Source organism: Amycolatopsis sp. NPDC049688 (genome assembly GCF_040674975.1).
In the GTDB taxonomy this organism is placed as follows: Bacteria; Actinomycetota; Actinomycetes; order Mycobacteriales; family Pseudonocardiaceae; genus Amycolatopsis.
Window position 1 is genome coordinate 237,118 of the sequence record NZ_JBFANY010000014.1, and the last position, 21,276, is coordinate 258,393.

Consider the following 21,276-nt stretch of genomic DNA (forward strand, 5'->3'; position numbering starts at 1 on the left):
GCGACGGCTGTCACGTGATTGCGGTCACCATAAAGTGCCGGACCAGATCAGCGCAATAAGCCGACGAGAATCTGCAAGTTACGAACAGGCTGTAACCGCAACGGCCAGCTCACGTCCTCGAAGGGTCAGCTCGCGTACCTGGAGGGTCGGTTCGCGTACTTGGAGGGTCGGTGCACGGGCGAGCCGGCGTTCTGGGCGCGCGAAAAAGCGCGACGGCTCGGGAGCCGTCGCGCTTGCCGGTTCGCGGGGTCAGGCGGTGCGGCGGGCGGTCGACCCGCGGACCACCAGTTCCGGGGCGAACAGCAGCTCCTCGGCCGCCACCTCACCCCCATTGATCCGCTTGACCAGCAACTCCACCACCGCCCGCCCCATCGCCTCGATCGGCTGCCGGGTCGTCGTCAACGGCGGATCGGTGCAGTTCATCAACGCCGAGTCGTCGTAGCCGACCACCGAGATGTCCTCCGGCACCGACAGCCCCTGCCTTCGCGCCGCCCGCACCGCACCCAGCGCGAGCAGGTCACTCGCGCACAGCACCGCCGTCGCCCCTCGCGGGTACAACCGGGCCGCCGCCGCGTGGCCGCCCTCGATCGAGAACATCCCGTGCTCGACGAGCTCGTCCAGCACCGGCAGGCCGAGCTTCGCCGCGTACGACCGGAACGCCTCGAGCTTGCGCTGCGACGGCACGTGATCCGACGGCCCCAGAACAAGCCCGATCTTCTCGTGCCCCAGCGAGCTCAGGTGTCCCACCACCTGCTCGACGGCCACCGCGTCGTCGCACGACACCTGGGGCAGCCCGAGGTGGTCGACCGCCGCGTTGATCAGCACCGTCGGCAACCGCCGCTCGACGAGATGGTGGTAGTGCGAATGGACCGCGTCCGCCTGCGCGTACAGCCCGCCGGCGAACACCACCCCCGAAACCTGCTGCTGCAGCAGCAGCTCGACGTACTCCGCCTCCGACACCCCGCCCGCGGTCCGCGTGCAGAGCACCGGCGTGAACCCCTGCTGAGCGAGCGCGTTCCCCATGATCTCGGCCAACGCCGGAAAGATCGGGTTCTGCAGCTCCGGCAGCACCAGCCCGACCAGCCGAGCCCGCTCGCCCCGCAGCTGCGTCGGCCGCTCGTACCCCATCACGTCCAGCGCGGTGAGCACGGCGGCCCGGGTACTGGCGGAAACCCCGGACCGCCCGTTGAGCACCCGGCTGACCGTGGCTTCACTGACCCCGACCTGACGGGCAACTTCGGCAAGGCGACGCGTCATGGCTGAAACTTTACAGCAAGCAAGCGCAAAAGCACGACGTACGGAACCGGAGCGGAACCGCTGAGCAACGGTCACCGAACGCGCACATCCCGTTCCTAGCTTGACGGGCGTGACCAGCACCCTCGACCGCACCACCACGTCCCGCGGGCTCAACGCGCTCTTCGCGGCGGCCCTCCTCCTCGCCGCCTACCGCGGGTTCCGCCTGCCGGGTGACTGGGCCGTGACGCTCGAAACCGTCTCGCTGACCGACGGCTTCCACCGCCGGTTCCTCGTCGGCACCCTGCTCCACCCGCTCGCCCTCGCGACCGGTTACGCGTACTGGGTGTTCGCGGCCGCCGCGTTCGCCGTCCTCGCCGCGGTGCTGGCGGTGCTGACCACAGCGTTCGTCCGCGCCCGGCAGCCGGGCCGGAAGCTGCTGGTCACCGGCTGGCTGCTGCTGCCCACGGGCGGTTTCCTCTTCCACGAGGCCGGCTACCTCGACCAGGTCCTCTATCTGCTCCTGTTCGCCGCCCTGTGGCAGCTGCCGCGCCGCCCGGCGGTGGCGTCGGGATTGATGACGGCCGCGGTGTTCACCCACGAGATCGCGGCGCTCACCGTCCTCCCCGTCTTCGCGATCGTGCTGCTGCGGCGGTCCTCGCCGCGGAGCACGGCGATGCTGCTCGCGGCACCGGTCGCGGCGGAGCTCGCCGTGCTCGCGCTCCCGGCGTCGAGCGCGGGCGCGGTCGAGCGGCTCGGAACCGCGCTGGCGACCGCGGACTTCACCCCGCGAGCCGACGCGCTGGCCCTGTTCGAACGCACCCAGAGCCAGAGCTGGCAGCTGTATTCGATCACCGGCGTCCTGCTGGGCCTGGCCCCGGTCTTCGCCGTGGTCGTGTTCGGCGCGGTGCTGCAACGCCTCGACGCACTCGCCGTCGCGGCGGTCGCGGCGCCGGCGCTGCTCGCCTTCGCCGGCTGGGACTGGGCGCGCTGGGGATTCCTGTTGGTCACCAACTTCGCCGTGGTGCTGTGGCTGAGCCCGGCCCTGCGCCCGCTGCCGCTGCTCGTCGCCGCGGCGCTGCTGGCTCAGCTGCCACTGCCGTACTTCGACGCGCAGCGCCCGCGCGAGCTGATCGCCGCTCAGGCGTCCCCGGCGCCGCGGGGAAGCCGCACGGTGAACACGGCCCCGCCGTCGTTGTGCACCGAGAGCGAGCCGCCGTGCGCCAGCACGTTCTCCCGCGCGATCGCCAGGCCCAGCCCGCTGCCCTCGGTCGCCTGACGCGCGTGGTCGCCGCGGGTGAACCGGTCGAACAGGATCGGCAGCAGGTCTTCCGGGACCCCCGGGCCGGAGTCGGCGACGCGCAGGACGACGTCGTCGCCGGTGCCGTCGAGGGCGATCGTGACCGGCGGGGCGCCGTGCCGGACGGCGTTGCTCAGCAGGTTCGCCACCACGGTGTGCACCCGCCGCGGGTCGGCGACGACGGTGACGTCCCCGGCCACCGTCACGGCGGCCTCGACGCCGGTGCCGTCGGCGGTGTCGGCGGCCAAGTCCGCGAGGTCGACCGGCGCCACCCGCAGGTCGGCCTTCCCGGCGTCGAACCGGGCGATCTCGAGGAGGTCTTCGACGAGCTTCGCCAGCCGCCGCACCTGCGTGCCGAGGATCTCGGCGGCGCGGGTGCGGGTGGCGGGCTCGGCGTGGTCGAGGGTGTCGACGGTGGCGACCATCGAGGCGAGCGGCGTCCGCAGGTCGTGGGCGACGTCGGCGGCGAACCGCCGCTGCTGGCGGTCCTTCGCGTGCAGTTCGTCGATGGACGCGCCGAGCCGCGCGGCCATCGCGTTGAACGACGCGGCGAGCGCGGCCACCTCGTCCCGGCCCTTGACCGGCACCCGCGTGTCCAGTGCGCCGGCGCCCAGTTCGTCGGCCGCCGCGGACAGCGCCTTGATCGGACGGCGGATCCGGCGCCCGATCAGGAGCGCGACGCCGAGGCCGAGCACGCTCACCCCCAGCGCGATGCGGACGAGCTTCCAGCGCAGCGCGGTCAGGTCGGCGTCGAACCGGCTGAAGTCGAAGAACTCGACGAGGTGGTAGCCGTCCTTCGGCAGGTTCGCGTTGACCACGAACACCTTCCGGCCGGTCCCCGGCACGCTCGTGTAGGTCGACGTCAGCTGCTCGGGCCCCTTGCCGGGCGGGAACAGCTCGTCCCGCGCGGCTCCCAGCATCGTGAGCTTGTCCGGAACCGGGATGAGCCCTTCGTACCCGGTGGCGCCCCGCGCGGCTTCGAGCCCACCGCCAGGCCGGTCGAACACCAGCGCCCAGTCCGGTTCGGGGCCGAGCCGATCGGGGATGCCGCCGAGCCAGCCCGCGGGCTCCGGCGGCGCGAACTCCAGGAAGACCTTCCGGTCGGCGGCCGCGTTGCGCACCGCCGACCAGGCGAACCGGCCCACGGCCTCGTTCGCCTGCACCTGGTAGGCGGAGTACGCCATGACCGCGGTCGCGGTGGTGGTCACCGCGACGATGGCCGCCACGATCCGCGTCCGCAGGCTGACGGCCGGGAGCTTCACTTCGTCACGAGCCGGTAGCCGAGGCCGCGGACCGTCCGCAGCAGCACCGGGTTCGCCGGGTCGTCCTCCACCTTCGCCCGCAGCCGGGCGACCGCCGCGTCGACGATCCGCGAGTCGCCGACATAGCCGTAGTCCCAGACGCGCTTGAGCAGCACCTGACGGCTCAGCACCTGGTTCGGGTGCTCGGCGAACTCGACGAGCAGCCGGATTTCGGTGGCGGTCAGGGCGAGCTCCTCGCCGTCGCGGGTCACGCTCATCGCGGCGGCGTCGACCTCCAGGCCGCCCACGCGCAGCAGCCCGGCCTCCGGCACGGCCGGCCGCGCCCGGCGGCCGATCGCCTTGATCCGCGCGTCGAGCACCCGCGGTTCCGCCGGTTTCACCACGTAGTCGTCGGCGCCGCATTCGAGCCCGGCGACGACGTCGATCGGGTCGCCGCGCGCGGTCAGCAGCACGATCGGCAGCCGGCTGCGGGCGCGGATGCGGCGGCAGACCTCGAAGCCGTCGATGCCGGGCAGCATGACGTCGAGGAGGACGAACTCGGCGTCGCCCAGCGCGCTCAGCGCGTGCTCGCCGGTGGGGGCGTGGACGACGTCGTGGCCCAGCGCGCCCAGCGCCAGCGAAAGCGCCTCGGCCAGCGGTTCGTCGTCCTCGACGAGCAGCAGACGCGGCACTGGTCCTCCCCGGGATGATCTCCCGGCGATGCTAATGCAGCACACGGCGGCCCGAGGGTTTCCGTGCGGAACCGTCGAGCCGCCGTGCCGTTTCGTCACATCAAGCCGCGGCCACCTCGAACTCCGACACCTGGCCGGCGGGCCAGCCGGTGTTGCCGGTGAACGTCAGCCGCACGAACCGCTGCGACGTCGCCGTGAAGGACACCGACGCCGTGTTGCCGGACGCCGGGTCGAACGTGTAGCCGCGCGAACCCACGAGCGTGGTGTACGAGCCGCCGTCGGTGCTGGCGGAGATCGTCACCGTCTGGGTGCGGGCGCCCCAGGCCGAGGACGGCGGAAGTTTCAGCGTGACCTTGTTGATCGACGCCGCCGCGCCGAGGTCCACCGTCAGCGTCTGCGGGAAGGCGTTGTTCGTACTCTCCCAGTAGGAGTTCGCGTCGCCGTCGTTCGCGTTCGACGGCGGGAAGCCGCCCTGGGATCCGGACGCGGTGATCGCTTTGCCCCGGGCGAGGTTGGTGCCGGGCTGCGGCGGCTGCGGCGGGCCCGAGTTCGGCGCGGGCCAGGTCGAGCAGTCGCCCCAGGTGCCGGTCCAGCCGTTGTTGCCGGAGCCGGTGAACGTCATCCGCGGGATCGACGTCGGGTAGGGGCAGTTGTACGTCCCGGTCACGCCGACGCCGGACGCCGTCAGGTTGCTGATCGACACCGACCCCTGCGTCTGCGACTGCGCCACGAACGTGCCGACGCCCTGCACCGAAACGCCGTCGATCGTGATGCCCTGGATCGGCTTGCCCGCGCCGTTGCCGTCGATGAACTGGATGGCCTCGTACGGGCTCTGGATCGCGGTGAACCCGGTGACGCGGATGGTCACGCCGGTGATCGCCTGGTCGCGCGCGTCGAACCACAGCGCGCCGACGCCGAACTGCCAGTTCGGGTCGAGCGCCCCGGCCCGCAGCGCGGTGTTGTTCGACAGCGTCACCGTGCCGGACAGCGGCACCGAGTTGAACCGGTTCGCCACCAGGTAGCCGCCGCCGAGGGCGTTGGTGTCCTGGACGAGGTTGCCGCTCACGGTGTTGTTGGAGCCGCCGTACAGCGCGATGCCGTTGGCGAGGTTCGGCTGCACGACCGTGTTGCCGGTGATGGTGTTGCCGGAGTCGGCCTGGCCGTTGGACCACAGGGCCAGCCCGTCGTCGCCGTTGTTGCGCAGGAAGTTGTTGCGCAGCGTCGAATTCGTGACGGCGCCGTCGAAGTTGACGCCGTCGGCCTGCGTGTCGAGGATGCGGTTGTTCTCGATGGTGAGGTTCGACGAGGCGCCGTTCATCAGCCACAGCCCGCACTTCGTGTCCTGGATCCACAGGCCGGACACGACCGAGCCGTTGCCCAGGACGCCGTGGAACGCGTTGTCCGGGCTGCCGTCGTTGCGTTCGGTCACATCACCGAAGACGGCGAAGTCGTACAGCTTGATGTTCCCGGACGCGCTGCCGTTGTTGAAGATGTTGTTGCCGTGCAGCACGGTGTACCACTGCCCCGCGCCGCGGACGGTCGTCTGGTCGATCTGCAGCGCCGAGCCGATTTCGAACCGCCCGGACGGCACCCACACCTCCCGGCCCTGTGCACGAGCCGCGGAAAGCGCGTTGCGGAACGCTTGCGAATCGTCCGACGAGTCGTTCGCCGTGGCGCCGTAGTCGGTCACCGACAGCGCGTTCGCCGGTTTCGTGCCCGCGCCGCCGACCTGCTCGAAGTCGGCGAGGTCGATGGTCGCCTGGCCGACGTCACCGGAGTCGGCCTGGACGCGCACCTTCGCGCCCGCGGCCAGGTTCTGCCCGAGCAGGAGCCGGGCGTCGTCGAAGAAGTGGTGCGTCTTGGCACCCGGGATCCAGCTGGTGTCCACATAGGAATAGCGCGACGTGACGGGCAGGGCCAGCTTGGTCCCGTTGACGGACACCGTGAGGCGGCCCGACGAGCCGTCGGGCAGGTTGTAGTGGACGTTGATAGAGTTGGCTGCGGCGGGCAGCGTGAACTCGACGTACTGGCCGGTCGTGATGCGCACGGCCTGGCGTCCGGAGGCTTCCGAGGCGATCGAAGCCTGGGTGTAGTCGGGGCCGACGGCCGAGCCGTTGGTCGCCGAGCACTCGGCCTCGACCGTCCGGAACGGCACGCTCGCGCCGCCGGACGCCGTGGTGGGGCAGGTGGCCGCCGCGGCGGGGGTGCCGCCGGACAGCACGGTCAGACCGGACGCGGCGAGCGCGGCGGCGAGGAGAGCCGGAATGCGGGACATCGTCATCACCTCTCAGGACGAATAGGCTTCGAGTTCGGACAGCTGCCCGGCGGGCCAGCCGGTGTTGCCGGTGAAGGTGAGCCGCAGGGTGCGCACCGACGTCGCCGGGAAGGTCACCGTCGCCGTGTTGCCGGACGCGGGGTTGAACGTGTAGGCGGCCGCGGCCTTGACGCCGTCCACCGAGATCGTCTGGGTCCGCGTGCCCCACGACGGCGGCAGCTTCAGCACCAGCCGCGAGACGGTCACCGTGCTGCCGAAGTCGACGGTGAACGATTGCGGGAACGCGTTGTTGGAGCTTTCCCAGTAGGAGTTCGCGTCCCCGTCGACGGCGTTGGCCGCCGGGTATCCGCCCTGCGAGCCGGAGGCGCTGACGCTCTTGTGCAGCGCCAGGTTCCCGCCCGGCTGGGTCGGCGTGGTGGTCGGCGGAGTCGTGGTCGTGCCGCCGTTGTCGGAGCCGTAGACCGGTGTCGGCCACGAACCGCAGTACGTCGTCGTCCAGCCGGAGTTGCCGCCCTGGTCGGCCAGCCCGCTCATCGCGTCCGGCCCCATGCAGTTGTAGACGCCCGCCCGGCCGACCCCGGTCGCGACGACGTTCTTCACCGAACCGGCCGGCTTCGCCTGGATCTGCCAGGCGAACGTGCCGGCGCCGGTGATCCGGACGCCGTCGAAGTGCACGTCCGTGGTGGCGCTGTCGATGAACTGGATGGCCTCGTAGTTGTTGTCCACCAGGTCGTTGTCCGTGACGTCGATCCGGCCGGTGATGGCCGAGTCGCGGCCGTCGAACCACAGCGCGCCGACGCCGAACTGCCAGTTCGAGTCGAGCACGCCGGTGCGGATCGCGGTGTTGCGCGCGACCGTCGTGGTGCCCGACAACGGCACCGCGCTGAACCGGTTCGCGATGTGCAGGCCGCCGCCCTGGTCCTGGTTGTCGGCCACGACGTTGTCGGAGACGGTGTTGTCGTGCCCGCCGTAGACCGCGATGTTGTTGGCGAGGATCGGCAGCAGCACGGTGTTGAAGGAGAAGCTGTTGTGGTGGTCGGCGTCGTGTTCCGACCACATGGCCAGGCCGTCGTCGCCGGTGTTGCGCAAGAAGTTGTTCGTCACGGTGACGTTGCTGACGCCCTGGTGCAGGTTGAGGCCGTCGGCGGTCTGGTCGAGGATCCGGTTGCCGGACACGGTGAGCCCGTCGAACGGCCCGTCGAGCCACAGCCCGACCTTCGTGTGCTGCAGCCACAGGTTCTGCACGACCGAACCGCCGCCCAGCGCGCCGCCGATCGCGTTCGACTGGTCGCAGTCGACCCGGGCGTCGACCTGGCCGATGATCGCGAAGTCGTAAAGCTTCACCGCGCTGCTCGTCCCGGGCACCGCGGGGTTGCCGGGATACGTCGGCGTTCCGCAGCTCGCCGGTTCGCCCTTGCCGAAGATCCCGGCGCGCGGGCCGGTCAGCACCGAGTACCAGGGGCCGGCGCCGCGGATCGTCACCTGGTCGACGGTGATGTGGTGGCCGAGGGTGAAGGTCCCGGACGGGAACCAGACTTCCTTGCCCTGGCTCTTCGCGGCGGCCACGGCGGAGTCGAACGCGGCCGCGTCGTCGCTGGTGTCACCCGCGGTGGCGCCGTAGTCGGTGACGGACACCGAATTCGCGGGCCGCGCGGCGGCCGGGCCGACCTGCTCGAAGTCGGCGAGGTCGACGGTGACCGGGGTGACGTCGCCCGCGTCGGCCTGCAGCCGGATCTTCGTCCCGGCCGGGTAGGACGCGCCGAGCAGCGCGCGGGTCTCGTCGTAGAAGTGGTGCGCGTGCCCGTCACCCGGGTTGTTGGTGAACGGGTACGAGCCGTAGTACCACGCCCACTTCGACGTCAGGGGGACGTCCCGGTTGTGGGCACCGCCGACGTACAGCGAGATCGTCCCGGTCACCGAATCCGGCACGCTGTAGCGGAAGTCGATCGAGTTCGCCGGCGCGGTGAGGGTGAATTCGACGTACTGACCCTGGCCGGAGAGCGTCACCGCCTTCCGGCCGGAGGCTTCGCCGGCGAGCGTGCCCGCGGCGCGGTTCGGGCCGATGACGGAACCGTTGGTGGCGGCGGCTTCCGCTTCCTGTTCGACGAAGGGGACGCTCGCGCCGCGGGCGGCCGCGAGCGCCGAACTCCCCGCCGGAGCGGCGGCGATCGCGAGTCCGGCGGCGGCGAGCACGGCGGCTAACGCCCCGAAACCGATTTTGGGCGCACTGAACACAGAGCTGGGAGACATGGACGGCACTGGCCTTTCCGCAGCAGGTGGGGACCTCTGTGACGGGGATCATACGAATCTCGGACAAGAAATCGCAATAGTCGGACGAACTTACGCAAGTTTGCGACAGGAATTGACGGCTGCGCCGGATGCCCGACGTTCGCTTACACCCCGCGGAGCAACGACCGAACACTCCCGTTCCGCTGCTACTTTTCTGACATGAGCCAGCGACGTGCGGACGGGAGCGCCGGGGACGCCGACTACGGCGCCATCGGCGGGGTCTACACCGACTACCGCAAGCCGGATCCCCGCATCGGGCGGTACATCCTCGACGCGCTGGGCGACGCGCGAACCGTCCTGAACGTCGGCGCGGGTGCCGGCGCGTACGAACCCGAGGACCGGGAAGTCACCGCGGTCGAGCCGTCGGCGTCGATGCGCGCGCAGCGGCCGGCGGGCCTGGCGCCGGCGGTCGACGCCGTCGCGGAGAAGCTGCCGTTCGGCGACCGGGCGTTCGAGGGCGCGATGAGCACGTTCAGCGTCCACCAGTGGAACGACCTGTGGGCCGGGCTCAAGGAGATGCGCCGGGTCACCCGCGGCCCGATCGCCATCCTGACCTGCGACCCGGAGCGGCTGCGCCGGTTCTGGCTGCTCGACTACGCCCCCGAGGTGATCGAGACCGAAGCCCGGCGCTACCCGTCGGTCGACGACATCGCCGACGGGCTCGGCGGCCACACCTCCATCGTCCCGGTGCCCATCCCGGCCGACTGCACGGACGGCTTCAACGAGGCCTACTACGCCCGCCCCGAACGCCTCCTCGACCCGGGCGCGCGGCTGTCGTGCTCGGCGTGGAGCTTCGTCGACGACCGCGTCCACCACCGGTTCGCGGCGGAACTCCAGCACGACCTCGACGACGGCACGTGGGAACGCCGCTACGGCAAACTGCGCGAGCAGCCGTCCTTCGAGGGGTCACTGGTCCTCGTCGTCTCGGACCCGACGGCGTGACCCCGCCGCGGTTCGACCCCGAGCTGGCACCGGTCATCGAGGCGTTGCGCGCGCTCCGCCCGTCGCTGTCCCGCCTCGACGAAATCCCGGGCCGCCGGGAGCTGAACGCCGCGGACGCCTGGACGGTCGCCGAGCTGGCCGCCGCGTACCCGGCGCACCGGGTCACCGAGGAGCACGTGGGGGAGCTGCCGTTGCTCGTCCTGCGCCCGGCGGTGAGCGCGGGCGTCCTGTACTACGTCCACGGCGGCGGCCTGATCGCCGGCAGCCACCTCGGCCAGGACGCGCGGAACGTGCTGGCGTGGGCGGGCGAGACGAACCTGACCGTCGTCTCGCCGGGCTACCGCCTCGCGCCCGAGCACCCGTACCCGGCGGCGCTGGAGGACTGCCACGCCGGTCTCCTGTGGACGGCCGAGAACTGTGCCGGCCCGGTCGTGCTCGGCGGGATCAGCGCGGGCGGCGGGCTGGCCGCGGCGTTGACGCTGCTGGTCCGCGACCGCGGCGGCCCGGCCCTGGCGGGCCAGCTGCTCGTCTGCCCGATGCTCGACGACCGCAACGACACCCCGTCGGCCGTCGACCTCGACGGCCACGGACTGTGGGACCGGACGGCGAACGGCATCGGCTGGACGGCGTACCTCGGCGACCGCCGCGGCACCGGCGACGTCCCGGCCTACGCGGCCCCGGCGCGCGCCGGAGACCTTTCCGGCCTGCCGCCTACGTTCCTGGACGTCGGCGCGGTCGAGACGTTCCGCGACGAGGTCATCGCCTACGCGGGCCGGATCTGGCAGGCGGGCGGGGACGCCGAGCTGCACGTGTGGCCGGGTGGCTTCCACGGCTTCGATTCGCTGGCGCCGGCGGCGAGGGTCAGCCAGGCGGCCAGGACCGCCCGGCTGAGCTGGCTGCGCCGCCTACTCGGCCAGTAGCTCCTGCAGCTCCCGCACCGCGACCGCGAGTTCGTCGGCGAAGCGGTACATCTCCGCCGAGACGTGCTTCGGCGTGCTCAGGTAGATGTTCCAGCGGTCCGGCAGCAGCACGTACGCGACGCCGATGCACTGCGGGCTGGTCGAGCCGAACCCGAAGTACTGGATGTTGACCGACGGCGCCGAGCTGGTGCTCAGGTAGTCATCACGCGACTTCACCCAGCCCGGCGAGGAGTACAGCGGCAGGTCCGTGGGCTCGCCACGGCGTTTCGCGATCAGCTGCAGCTCCCACAGGTGCTGCTCCGGCGCGTCCCCGGCCTGGCATTCCTTCGCGCGGGCCACGTGCTTCGCCGCCGCGGCGCGGAAGGCTTCGCGCTTCTCATCGGCAGAAGCGTTCTCGGAGGTCATGACGTCGGCGAAGCGCACGACCTCGGGCGTCACGACCCGCATGGCCTCGGTCCGGCCGTTCTGGAACTGCCGGGTGGCGATCGACTCGTACGTCGCACCCGTCAGGCCCTTCGCGCGGCGGTGGGCCAGCTGGTACGCCATCTGCGCGAAGGCGTCCGGGGACATCCCGAGCTCCTTCGCCCGGTTGGCACCGAAGTCGAACGACACCGTCTGGGTGGCCGTCGCGTCCGCGTACGCCCTGAAGGCCGCTCCGGCGGCGCGCGCGTCTTCGCGGAGGGCGTCGGTCAGCGTGAACTCGATGGCCTCGAAGCCCGGGACGCCGTCGGCCGCCTCCCGCGGCTGCCGCGAGCCGCTCAGCAGGGCGTCGGTGAAGCCGAGGATCGTGGTGCCGTCGAGTTCGCAGTGCTCGACGTTGATGCCCGCGCTGCCGTCCTCGAAGACGACCAGCGACACTGCCTTGTCGTACCACCGGTTGTCGCCGTACAGCAGCTGGTCGCTCGCTTCCAGCGTCGTCGACGGGCGGAAGTCGTCCAGGCACAGGCAGAACAGCGCCGTCTCGATCGTCTCCAGCGCCGCCGCGTTGCCCGCCTCGAGCAGCGCCGTCCGCGAAGCCGCCCATTCCGCGCGCGCCTTCGTCGTGAGGTGCCCGGGCAGGACGTCGAGGGCGTGGTCGTCCTTGAGGATCGCGCGGAGTCCCTCCGCCAGCTGCGCCGGCGAGTACGGGCGGCCGTCCGCCGCGATGACGTCCATGCGGAACGGCGTGCCCTGGGAGAACACGACGATGTGCCGCTCGGGCGACGGGTACTGCGTGCGCGCGGTGTCGAGCACCTCGCCCGGGATGCGCGTGGCCGAGAACAGGAACTTGTGCTGCACCATCGACTGCGGCGTGCCGCGCAGCAGCACCGGCGGCACGAGCTCGTCGTCGAGCCGCAGCTTGTAGTCCACGGCGGACGCGGTCAGCTCGGCCGCACGCTCCACCTGGCCCAGCGGCGAATCCTGGAACAGGAAGAAGAAGTTGGCGTTGAGCGCGATCCGGTCGCGGCGGCCGAGGTAGCGGTACGGCCAGAAGGTGTCGAGCCAGCTGCGCACGCCCGGCGAGCGGTCGTACTCCTCGAGCCGGGCCTGCAGCTCCGGCCCGGGAGACGCCAGGAACGCCGCGACCGCCGCTTCGGTTTCCGCCTGCTCGGGCAGCGTCAGCAGCGGCGCGCACCACTCGAGGAACCGGTGGCAGCTGGCCTCCAGCGTGGGGAGCGGGACGCGGGGGAGCCGGTCCTCGTTGCCGAAGGTGCGGGTGGACCATTCCGGACTGCTCACGGTCATCCTTCTTCGTGGGGGAATTCGAGTGGGGCCGAGCCTTCAGGACGGGAAACATACAGCTGCGCGTAGAGCCACCCGCCGGACTCCAGCCCGGTGGGGTCGACACCGGCCGCGCTCAGCGTGTCCAGGATCTGCGCCTGCTCCTCGGCGGAGGCGAACTGCCGCTGCCGGAACACCCCGCCGACGCTCGTGGTTTCGTAGCCGAGCTCGGCCAGGCTCGCCGCGATCGGTTCGTAGGAAAACATCCGCAGCACGAAGTGCGCCATCCACGGCCGGGCACCGCGCGCGACCCGGGCGAGGGTCTTCTCGGTGACGTACCCGACGCAGCCGGTCGAGATGACGAGGTCGACGTCGTCGAGGAGCTTCTGCTGGGTGCTGTCCGGGTCGTCGCGTTCGAGGTCGGCGTGGATCGCCTCGTCGAGGAAGCCGGCGGAAAGCGCGTACTCGAGGGCCGGGGCCGAGCTGTCCAGGCCGTAGAACTTCGGGCCGCCGGGGTGGACGCGCTTGCGGTCCGCCTCGACCAGCGCCGCGTGGTCCAGCGCGCGCACGTCCGGAGCGGTGTAGTGGGCGTAGAGGTCGTCCATCGTCGCGTCGCACCGCTGCAGGGCCGCGTTGACGCCGTACGAGCAGCCGATGTCGAGCACGGTCGGGCGTTCGGCGGGGTGCGCGGCGATCAGCTGCGTGAAGTACGGCTTCGCGAGCTGGGGGATGCCGTAGTCCACGCGGCGCAGGGTGCCGAAGAACGGCCGCGGGTCGGGCGCGGTGTAGATGTGGTCGAACGAGATCTTGCCGGTCGAGTCGAAGGGCACGGGCCTGGCTCCTGATCCCTAGTCGAGCAGTTCGTCGCCGCGAACGCCATGTCCGGAGAGGTGGATGGGCAGGACACGGCCGAACAGCTGCCTGGTCCGCTCCGCGCTGCCGATGACCCCCGGGCGCTCGCTGTAGGCGAAGATCGCGGAGTGCCGCGCGATCGCGCCCTCGACGGTACTCACCCGGTGCAGCGCGAAGCGTCCTTTGAAGAGCTGGAGATCACCGGGCCGCAGCTCCAGGCGGCGGACGAGCCGGGTGTCGCCGGCCAGTACCGAGCGCACGCCGGCGAAGTTCTCGTCCGCCGCGGACCGGATGCCCGGGCAGTATTCGAAGGTGCCGCCGCCGGCCGCGGCCTGCGTCAGCATGCTGACGGTGTGGGTGTTCGTGTCGAAGTGCCACGGGTGCGCGCGGCCCGGCGCGATCACGTTGAGCGTCAGCCCGGACAGGGGGTCGGCGAGCTCGTGCAGCTCCGGCAGCCCGAAGCAGTCGGCGACGAACCGCTGGAACACCGGGCTCGTGTAGAGCCGGCTGATGATCGACGACGCCGGGATGCGGTCGCGCGCGACGAAGGCGTTGCCGCGTTCCATGATCGTGCGGCCCGGGTGGTCCTCGGGCAGCGGCTCGTCGACCGCGGTGTTGTAGGCGTTGACCCGCTCGATCTTCGTGTAGGCGTGCGGTTCGAGCGCGGCGCATTCGGCCCGCAGCACGTCGTGGAGTTCGGGCCGGATGAAGTCGGCGAGCACGCTGCAGCCGACGTCGGTGAGCTCCGCGCGGGTGCGGCCGACGACCTCGCGCCAGGCCGGGCTGTCCGGTTCGGAGAGCGGGTAGCGGCCGGTGTCGACCATTTCCAGGGGGGCCACGGAGGTGCTCATCGTCGAGTTCCCTTCCGGCGGGTGAGGGAACAGAGGTAGCACAGAAGCCCGCTGGTCAACCGTGGGTTTGTGAGCGGTGACACACGGTCGTCAGTGACCGATCCGGCTCGCCCAGGCGCTGAGCTCGACGGTGTCGGTGGTGCCGAGGTCGGTCTCCAGCGGCTGCTGCTGCGCGGGTTCCCCGGGGAGCGGGACCACCGAGATCGCCGCGCCGCTGTGCTTGTCGCCGCTGGTGACGGTGGCCGACCAGGCCAGTACCGACAGCGCCTTCTCTCCCGGCTGCAGCGTGAGGTTCTGCGGGCCCGGATCGGGGGCGAAGTAGGACGTCTCGTGCAGCACTTCGACGTCGAGCGGGGTGCCGTCGCCGGCGAGGATCTTCAGATCGGGGTAGCCGGTGACCTTGCGCGGGAAGGTGTCCAGATTGGTCAGGGTCAGGACGCTGGCGCGGTGCCCCAGCCCGGCTTCGACCTGACCGACCGAAAGGGACAGCCCGCTCGTCGGCGGCGGCCCGTACGCCGGGCTCGGCGGCGGGGCGGGTGTCGGAGCGGGTGGTGGCGGCGTAGTGCCGCAACCCGCGAGAAGCGCTACGACGAGAAGTGGTGCGAAGCGAGAAACCCCCATGCGGCGGAAGGGTAGCGGGCGCCCGGGAGGGCGCCCGCTACCACCTCACGGCGTCAGCAGGGGCAGCAGCGGCTTGCGCACGGCGGTCGCGACACCGTCCGACGCCTCCGCCGCGGCGAGCCGCTCGGCCGACGGCCGTCCGTAACCCGTCGTGCGCTGGACCAGCGGGCGGCCCAGCGGCTCGACCATCGCGCGCATGTCGCTGATCGTCTTGTACGACCCGTTGGAGGCGCCCGCCATCCGGCTGATCGTCTCCTCCATCAGCGTCCCGCCGATGTCGTTGACGCCGCCCTGCAGCACCGCGCGGCTGCCTTCTTCGCCGAGCTTCACCCAGGAGCTCTGGATGTTGTCGATCATGCCGTGCAGCAGCAGCCGGGCCAGCGCGTGCACCGCGCGGTTCTCGCGCAGCGTCGTGCCCGGGCGGGCGAGGCCGGCCAGGTAGATCGGCGCGCTCTGGTGGATGAACGGCAGCAGCACGAACTCGGTGAACCCGCGGCGGCCGTGCTTCTCCAGCCCTTCGCGCTGCAGCCGCGCCAGCAGCTTGAGGTGCGCGACCCAGTGCGCGGGCGTGTCGACGTGGCCGTACATCATCGTCGACGTCGTCGGCAGGCCGACTTCGTGCGCGGTCGTCACGACCTTGATCCACTCCGACGTCGGCAGCTTGCCCTTGGTGAGCACCCAGCGGACGTCGTCGTCGAGGATCTCCGCCGCGGTGCCCGGCAGCGAGTCCACACCGGACTCTTTCGCCTTGATGAGCCAATCGCGAAGCGAGAGGTTCGTCCGCGAAGCGCCGTTCACGACCTCCATCGGGCTGTAGGAGTGCAGGTGGATCTCCGGCTGACGCCGCTTGACCTCGGCCGCGAGGTCGAAGTACGCGGTGCCCGGCAGGTCCGGGTGGATGCCGCCCTGCATGCAGATCTCGGTCGCGCCCGCGGCCCACGCCTCGTCGACGCGGTCGCCGACCTGCTCCAGCGAGAGCGTGTACGCGTCGGCGTCGGTGCGACGCTGGGCGAAGGCGCAGAAGCGGCAACCCGTGTAGCAGACGTTGGTGAAGTTGATGTTCCGCGTGACGACGAAGGTGATGTCGTCGCCGACCGTCTCGCGGCGCAGGTCGTCGGCGATCCGGGTGAACGCGTCGAGTTCCTTGCCGTCGGCGGACAGCAGGGCCAGCGCGGCGTCGTCGGAGAGCCCGGCAGGGTCCTTTTCCGCGCTGCGCAAGGCTTCCAGCACGGTCGAGTCGAACCTGGCCGGCCCGGTCTTGATCCGGTCGCCGATCTCCTTCCAGTCCCCGTACACCGAGTCGAAGTCGCTGCGGCGGTCCTCGGTGCGGCCGCTGGTGTCGATCTCGGTGTGCAGGTCGGTGCGGCCGGACTCCTGCCAGCCGCCGTCCGGCTCCTGCCACGGGATGCCGACCGGCATCGCGCCTTCGCGGGCCATGCCGGTGTCGTAGTCGACGAGCGCGGCGACGTGCCGGGTGAGCCGCGGGTCCAGCCACGGCTCGCCGGCCTTGACGTACTCCGGGTAGATCGTCAGCCGTTCCTTCAGCTCGAAGCCGGCCTTCTCGGTGCGCCGGGCGAGCTCGTCGATCTGCGGCCAGGCGCGTTCCGGGTTGACGTGGTCGGGGGTCAGCGGCGAGACACCGCCCCAGTCGTCGATGCCGGCCCGGATCATCAGGTCGTACTGGTTGCCGATCAGGTTCGGCGGCGCCTGGATGCGCATCTTCGGGCCGAGCACGAGCCGCGCGACGGCGATGTTCGCGGCGAGTTCCTCGAGGTCGGCGTCCGGGGTCGCGCGCATCTTGGTGTCCGGCTTGGCCCGGAAGTTCTGCACGATGACTTCCTGGATGCCGCCGTAGGTCTTGGCGACCTTGCGGATCTCGAACAGCGCGTCCGCGCGCTCCTCGAACGTCTCACCGATCCCGATCAGGACACCGGTGGTGAACGGGACGCTGCTGCGTCCGGCGTCTTCGAGCACCCGCAGCCGCACTGCGGGGTCCTTGTCCGGCGAGCCGTAGTGCGGGCCGCCCTTCTCGCTCCACAGCCGGGTCGCGGTGGTCTCCAGCATCATGCCCATCGACGGCGCGACCGGCTTGAGCCGCTGGAAGTCCTGCCAGGTCAGCACGCCCGGGTTGAGGTGCGGCAGCAGCCCGGTCTCCTCCAGGACGCGGATCGCCATCGCCCGGACGTAGGACAGCGTGTCGTCGTAGCCGTGCGCGTCCAGCCACTCGCGGGCGGCCTTCCAGCGGTCCTCGGGCCGGTCGCCGAGCGTGAACAGGGCCTCCTTGCAGCCCATCTCGGCACCCTTGCGGGCGATGTCGAGGACCTCGTCCGGGGACAGGAACGGTGACTCGAGCCGGCCGGGCACGGTGACGAACGTGCAGTAGCCGCACCGGTCGCGGCACAGGCGGGTCAGCGGGATGAACACCTTGCGGCTGTAGGTGATGACGCCGGCGCGCCCCGCCTCGGCCAAGCCCGCGTCGCGGATGCGCGAGGCGTACTCGGACAGCTTGGTGAGGTCGTCACCGCGGGCGTGCAGCAGGACGCTCGCTTCGGCTACGTCGAGTGTCTTCCCGTCACGCGCCCGGGCGAGCGCGCGGCGCATCGCGGAGGCGGTCGGGGTGGTGGCGTCGGGTTCGGGTCCCATTCCGCCCACGCTAGGACCGTCCTCGCGGGACCAGCCAGGGTGTGTTCGACACCTCGCTCGGCCCGGCGGCCGGGGTGATCGTCGTCGCAGGTCAGCGGGTTCCGCGGGTTGTCGATCAGCGCGTCGCCGTGTATTACCTAAAGGGTGGCATCGGTGGTCGGCAAGAAGATCGGCGGACGGACGTACTACTACCTGGCGGAGTCCGCCCGGGTGGACGGCAAGCCGCGGGTGGTGACCCAGCGTTACCTCGGCACGGCCGACGAGATCGCCCGCGCCGTCCCGGGCGGCGAGCCCGAATCGGCGACGTACCGGACCTACGGCGACGTCGCCGCGGTGTGGGCGACGCTGTCCCGGCTGGACTTCGTCGCCCGCGTCGACGACGTCGTGCGCGCGAAGCCGCCGCTGGGGCTGACGCTCGCCGTCGCGGTGCTGCACCGCGCGACCGCCCCCGGGACGCCGATCGGTGCGTGGTGGGAGACGAGCGCGGCCGCGGACCTGGTCCGGCTGTCCACAGTGGATGGCCTGTGGCGGGCGCTGGAACGGCTGACGCCGGAACGCATCGCGGGCATCGAGGAGACCGTCGCCGCCGCGGTCCTGGCCACTTTGGACGACCACGCGGCGCTCGCCGTCGACGTCCCGCAGTTCGCCGCGTTCGCCCCGGCGGACTGCACGCTCCCGTCGGCCTGCCAGGGCGTGCTGGCCGGGGCCGGGCTGCGGGTGACCCGCGACGGCGCCATCCCGCTGGCGTCAAGGCTGTACCGGCGTGACGACGGCACCGCGCCGACGTTCGCTTCGCTGACATCGGAGCTGGGGCCGGCGACGCTCGTCTTCCACTCCGGCCAGGCCGCCCAGCTCGACCTGGGCTCACGCAGCGGGTTCGTCGGATCCCTGCCGCTGACCGACCACCCGGAGCTGCTGACCCAGCCCGCGTCGGCCCGCCGGCGCGTCGACCCCGAGCGGTTCGCCGGGCTGACGGCGCTGGACACGCACGCGGTCGTCGACGGCGTCCGGCGCCGGGTGATCCTGACCCACTCGGCGACGCTGCACGCGGCGCAGTCCCGGGCGTTCGCCGACGAGCTGGCCACCGCGACCCGCGAGCTCGACGGCCTCGCGGAGGCACTGGCCGCGGGCACCCACCGCGGCGACCGGGCCCAGGTCCACGCCGAGATCGGCCGGGTGACGCGCGGCCGGCGCATCGAGCGCGTGCTCACCGCCGTGCTGAGCGGGAACCGGCCCGGCGAGATCCGGGTGGAACGGCGGATCGACGCCGCGGCGCTGGCCCGGCTGGACGAGGAGTTCTTCGGCAAGCAGGTCCTGGTGACGGACCGGGACTGGCCGGTCGCCGAGGTCGTCACCGCCTACCGGGCCCGCACCCACCTCGAATCGACGTTCCGCTGGCTGACCGGCCCCGCGGTCACCGGCCCGACCCCGCGCTGGGAGTGGACGCGGCAGCGGATCGCCGCGCACGGCCTGGTCTCGGTGCTGGCCGCGACGGTGACCCACCTGATGCGGCGCGAGGCCGACCGGGCGGGGATGAACCTGTCGGTGCGGGAGCTGCTGGACCAGCTCGCGGGCATCGGCGAGCTGGTGCTGCGCTACCCGTCGACCGGCGGGCGGCCGCGGACGAAACGCCTGCTGACCTCGCTCGAACCGGATCAGCAGGCGTTGGCCGGCCTGTTTCAGCTCTCGCGGTAGATCTGCAGCGCCGAGAAGCTCTGGACCACCGGCATCAGCTCGATGACGTTGATGTTCACGTGCTTCGGCTGGCTCGCGGCCCAGAAGACGGACTCGGCCACGTCGTCGGCGGTCAGCGGCGTGGTGCCTTCGTAGACCTTGTCGGCCTTGGCCTGATCGCCGTCGAAGCGGACCTTCGAGAAGTCCGTGCCGCCGACCATGCCGGGCTCGACGTTGGTGACGCGGACGCCGGTGCCGTGCAGGTCGCTGCGCAGGTTGAGGCTGAACTGGTGGACGAACGCCTTGGTCGCGCCGTAGACGTTGCCGCCGGGGTAGGGGTAGGTGCCGGCGATCGAGCCGATGTTGATCACGTGCCCGCGGGCGCGCTCGACCATGCCCGGGAGGAGGGCGCGGGTGACGTGCGCGAGGCCGCGGACGTTGGTCGCGATCATCTCGTCCCAGTCCTGCAGGTCGGCCTTGTGCGCGGGCTCGAGGCCCTTGGCGAGGCCGGCGTTGTTGACCAGGACGTCCACCTCTCGCCAGCTCTGCGGGAGGCCTTCGACGGTGGTCTTGACCGCTTCGGGGTCGCTGACGTCGAGCTGCACCGGCAGGACGGCGTCGCCGAGCTCGCCGGCCAGCTTCTCGAGCTTGTCCGCGCTGCGGGCGACGGCGATCACCCGGGCGCCCTCGGCGACGAACCGGCGTGCGATGGCGTCACCGAAGCCGGCGCTCGCGCCGGTCACGAACACGGTCTGCTGGGTCATGGCGTCGCTCCGCTGTCGTTCAGGAAGGTGCTGAGTGCCTCGTTGAACTCGGTCTCGCGTTCCAGGTTAGGCAGGTGGCCGGCGCCCTCGAGCACCACCAGGGTCGAAGTCCGGATTTCCCGATGGATGAGCTCGGCATCGCTGACCGGGGTGAACTCGTCCTCACTGCCCACTACGACCAGGGTGGGGATGTCGATCTTGTGCAGGCTGTTCGTGTAGTCGGGGCGCTCGGCGCGTCCCCTCAGCGCGGCGGCGGCTCCCTCGCTGGGGGCGTTGCGCATCATCCGGCGGACGTGCGCCTCGACGTCCGGCCTGGTCGCGCGGGTCTGCTTCGAGATCATCTTGGGGAGGAGCTCCTCGGCGTAGCGCTCCATGCCCTCTTCGGTGATGCGGTCCGCGGTGTCGTAGCGGGCCTGCTTGGCCTGCGGGGTGTCGAGGCTCGCGAAGGTGTCGGCGAGCACGAGGGCCTGGACGCGGCCGGGGTGGTCCCTCACCAGTTGCATGACGATCTGGCCGCCCATGGAGAGGCCGCCGAGGACGAACCGGTCCAGCTCGAGGTGATCGGCGAGGTCGACGAGGTCTCCCGCGAAGACGTCGAGACCGGTCTTCGTGTCCTGGGTGGGGGAGGCGCCGTAGCCGCGGAGGTCGGGGGTGATGACCCGGTAGCCGTTGGCCGCCAGGTGCTCGGCCTGGGGTTGCCACATCGAGCGGTCGAAGGGGTGGCCGTGGACCAGGAGGACCGGGCGCCCGTTCTCCGGGCCGAGGTCGTCGTGGGCGAGGTTCATGCCGCCGACGCTAGGCGGAGCTTTGCGGCGGAGCAATACGGTGCAATGTAGTCGGAGCAATGTTCTTTCGGTGGCGCTCGGGGCCGGTTCGGGGCAGACTGGGCCCCGGACGGGCTTCGTCATGGGGTCTGACCTGCGCTGATCTTGTTAACCGACCCCCCTGTTCCGGGCCGTTTTCGGGCGTGTAATGTTCTCTTCGTCGCCAGGGAAACCCGGCCGACACGGAGACACGAACCAAGCTCTCGCGGATAGCGATTGAGTGGGTGTCCCACCAAAAACTGCTAGGAATAACCCGCTTCGGGTGATGCTGGACCGCTACGGTACGGTGTTGTTCGGGGTGTGTTGCTTGAGAACTCAACAGTGTGCTAGTGAACTAAGCCAGTAGAGCTTATATGAAACCCCTCGTCGGGGTTTCCTTTGAGATGCAAGAAATTGCCTCGATTGAATTCGAAGACATTGTTGGAGAGTTTGATCCTGGCTCAGGACGAACGCT

The 21,276-nt window shown here is 71.0% G+C and carries 15 protein-coding genes; 3 read left to right on the top strand and 12 right to left on the bottom strand.

Features of this window, described 5'->3' with window-relative positions; all coding sequences use genetic code 11:
* Window positions 1-249: 249 nt before the first annotated feature.
* The 5 genes from AB0J55_RS34630 to AB0J55_RS34650 form a co-directional block, all read right to left on the bottom strand.
* On the bottom strand, window positions 250-1,257 hold the full coding sequence (locus AB0J55_RS34630; RefSeq protein WP_003067060.1) for a LacI family DNA-binding transcriptional regulator: 1,008 nt from the start codon (window positions 1,255-1,257) through the stop codon (window positions 250-252).
* A gap of 1,116 nt (window positions 1,258-2,373) precedes the next feature.
* On the bottom strand, window positions 2,374-3,795 hold the full coding sequence (locus AB0J55_RS34635) for a HAMP domain-containing sensor histidine kinase (protein ID WP_364258315.1): 1,422 nt from the start codon (window positions 3,793-3,795) through the stop codon (window positions 2,374-2,376).
* A complete protein-coding gene (locus tag AB0J55_RS34640) occupies window positions 3,792-4,466 on the bottom strand; it encodes a response regulator transcription factor (protein WP_364258318.1) in 675 nt (224 codons plus the stop codon). The genes AB0J55_RS34635 and AB0J55_RS34640 overlap by 4 nt, the downstream gene beginning before the upstream one ends.
* A gap of 100 nt (window positions 4,467-4,566) precedes the next feature.
* A complete protein-coding gene (locus AB0J55_RS34645; RefSeq protein ID WP_364258321.1) occupies window positions 4,567-6,747 on the bottom strand; it encodes a discoidin domain-containing protein in 2,181 nt (726 codons plus the stop codon).
* 6 nt (window positions 6,748-6,753) lie between these two features.
* On the bottom strand, window positions 6,754-8,991 hold the full coding sequence (locus AB0J55_RS34650; RefSeq protein ID WP_364258324.1) for a discoidin domain-containing protein: 2,238 nt from the start codon (window positions 8,989-8,991) through the stop codon (window positions 6,754-6,756).
* A 198-nt stretch (window positions 8,992-9,189) separates the two neighbouring features.
* Here AB0J55_RS34650 and AB0J55_RS34655 point away from each other — a divergent pair, with 198 nt between their 5' ends.
* Both AB0J55_RS34655 and AB0J55_RS34660 read left to right on the top strand, forming a co-directional pair.
* Window positions 9,190-9,972, top strand: coding sequence for a methyltransferase domain-containing protein (locus tag AB0J55_RS34655; protein ID WP_364258327.1), 783 nt, complete (start codon window positions 9,190-9,192; stop codon window positions 9,970-9,972).
* Window positions 9,969-10,892 carry an alpha/beta hydrolase gene (locus tag AB0J55_RS34660; RefSeq protein ID WP_364258330.1) on the top strand — a complete coding sequence of 308 codons (924 nt, stop codon included), beginning with the start codon at window positions 9,969-9,971 and terminating at the stop codon, window positions 10,890-10,892. The genes AB0J55_RS34655 and AB0J55_RS34660 overlap by 4 nt, the downstream gene beginning before the upstream one ends.
* On the opposite strand, the gene AB0J55_RS34665 is transcribed toward AB0J55_RS34660, so the two are convergent.
* The 5 genes from AB0J55_RS34665 to AB0J55_RS34685 form a co-directional block, all read right to left on the bottom strand.
* Window positions 10,878-12,617 carry a choline/carnitine O-acyltransferase gene (locus AB0J55_RS34665; RefSeq protein ID WP_364258333.1) on the bottom strand — a complete coding sequence of 580 codons (1,740 nt, stop codon included), beginning with the start codon at window positions 12,615-12,617 and terminating at the stop codon, window positions 10,878-10,880. The genes AB0J55_RS34660 and AB0J55_RS34665 overlap by 15 nt on opposite strands.
* Window positions 12,614-13,423, bottom strand: coding sequence for a class I SAM-dependent methyltransferase (locus tag AB0J55_RS34670; protein ID WP_364258335.1), 810 nt, complete (start codon window positions 13,421-13,423; stop codon window positions 12,614-12,616). Before AB0J55_RS34670 ends, AB0J55_RS34665 begins: the two co-directional genes overlap by 4 nt.
* Window positions 13,424-13,441: 18 nt before the next feature.
* On the bottom strand, window positions 13,442-14,296 hold the full coding sequence (locus AB0J55_RS34675) for an arpA protein (RefSeq protein WP_364258338.1): 855 nt from the start codon (window positions 14,294-14,296) through the stop codon (window positions 13,442-13,444).
* A 90-nt stretch (window positions 14,297-14,386) separates the two neighbouring features.
* Window positions 14,387-14,917 (bottom strand): DUF4232 domain-containing protein, encoded by a 531-nt coding sequence (locus AB0J55_RS34680; protein ID WP_364258341.1) that lies wholly within the window; start codon window positions 14,915-14,917, stop codon window positions 14,387-14,389.
* Window positions 14,918-14,962: 45 nt separating this feature from the next.
* The gene (locus tag AB0J55_RS34685) at window positions 14,963-17,560 is read right to left on the bottom strand and encodes a bifunctional FO biosynthesis protein CofGH (protein WP_364258344.1); all 2,598 of its coding nucleotides are present in this window, start codon (window positions 17,558-17,560) and stop codon (window positions 14,963-14,965) included.
* A gap of 153 nt (window positions 17,561-17,713) precedes the next feature.
* On the opposite strand from AB0J55_RS34685, the gene AB0J55_RS34690 reads away from it, so the two are divergent.
* Window positions 17,714-19,255, top strand: a complete 1,542-nt coding sequence (locus AB0J55_RS34690) for a transposase (RefSeq protein WP_364258380.1) — start codon at window positions 17,714-17,716, stop codon at window positions 19,253-19,255.
* Here AB0J55_RS34690 and AB0J55_RS34695 read toward each other — a convergent pair.
* The gene (locus tag AB0J55_RS34695; RefSeq protein ID WP_364258347.1) at window positions 19,240-19,998 is read right to left on the bottom strand and encodes an SDR family oxidoreductase; all 759 of its coding nucleotides are present in this window, start codon (window positions 19,996-19,998) and stop codon (window positions 19,240-19,242) included. The genes AB0J55_RS34690 and AB0J55_RS34695 overlap by 16 nt on opposite strands.
* A complete protein-coding gene (locus tag AB0J55_RS34700) occupies window positions 19,995-20,783 on the bottom strand; it encodes an alpha/beta fold hydrolase (protein ID WP_364258350.1) in 789 nt (262 codons plus the stop codon). The genes AB0J55_RS34695 and AB0J55_RS34700 overlap by 4 nt, the downstream gene beginning before the upstream one ends.
* Between the last annotated feature and the right edge of the window lie 493 nt (window positions 20,784-21,276).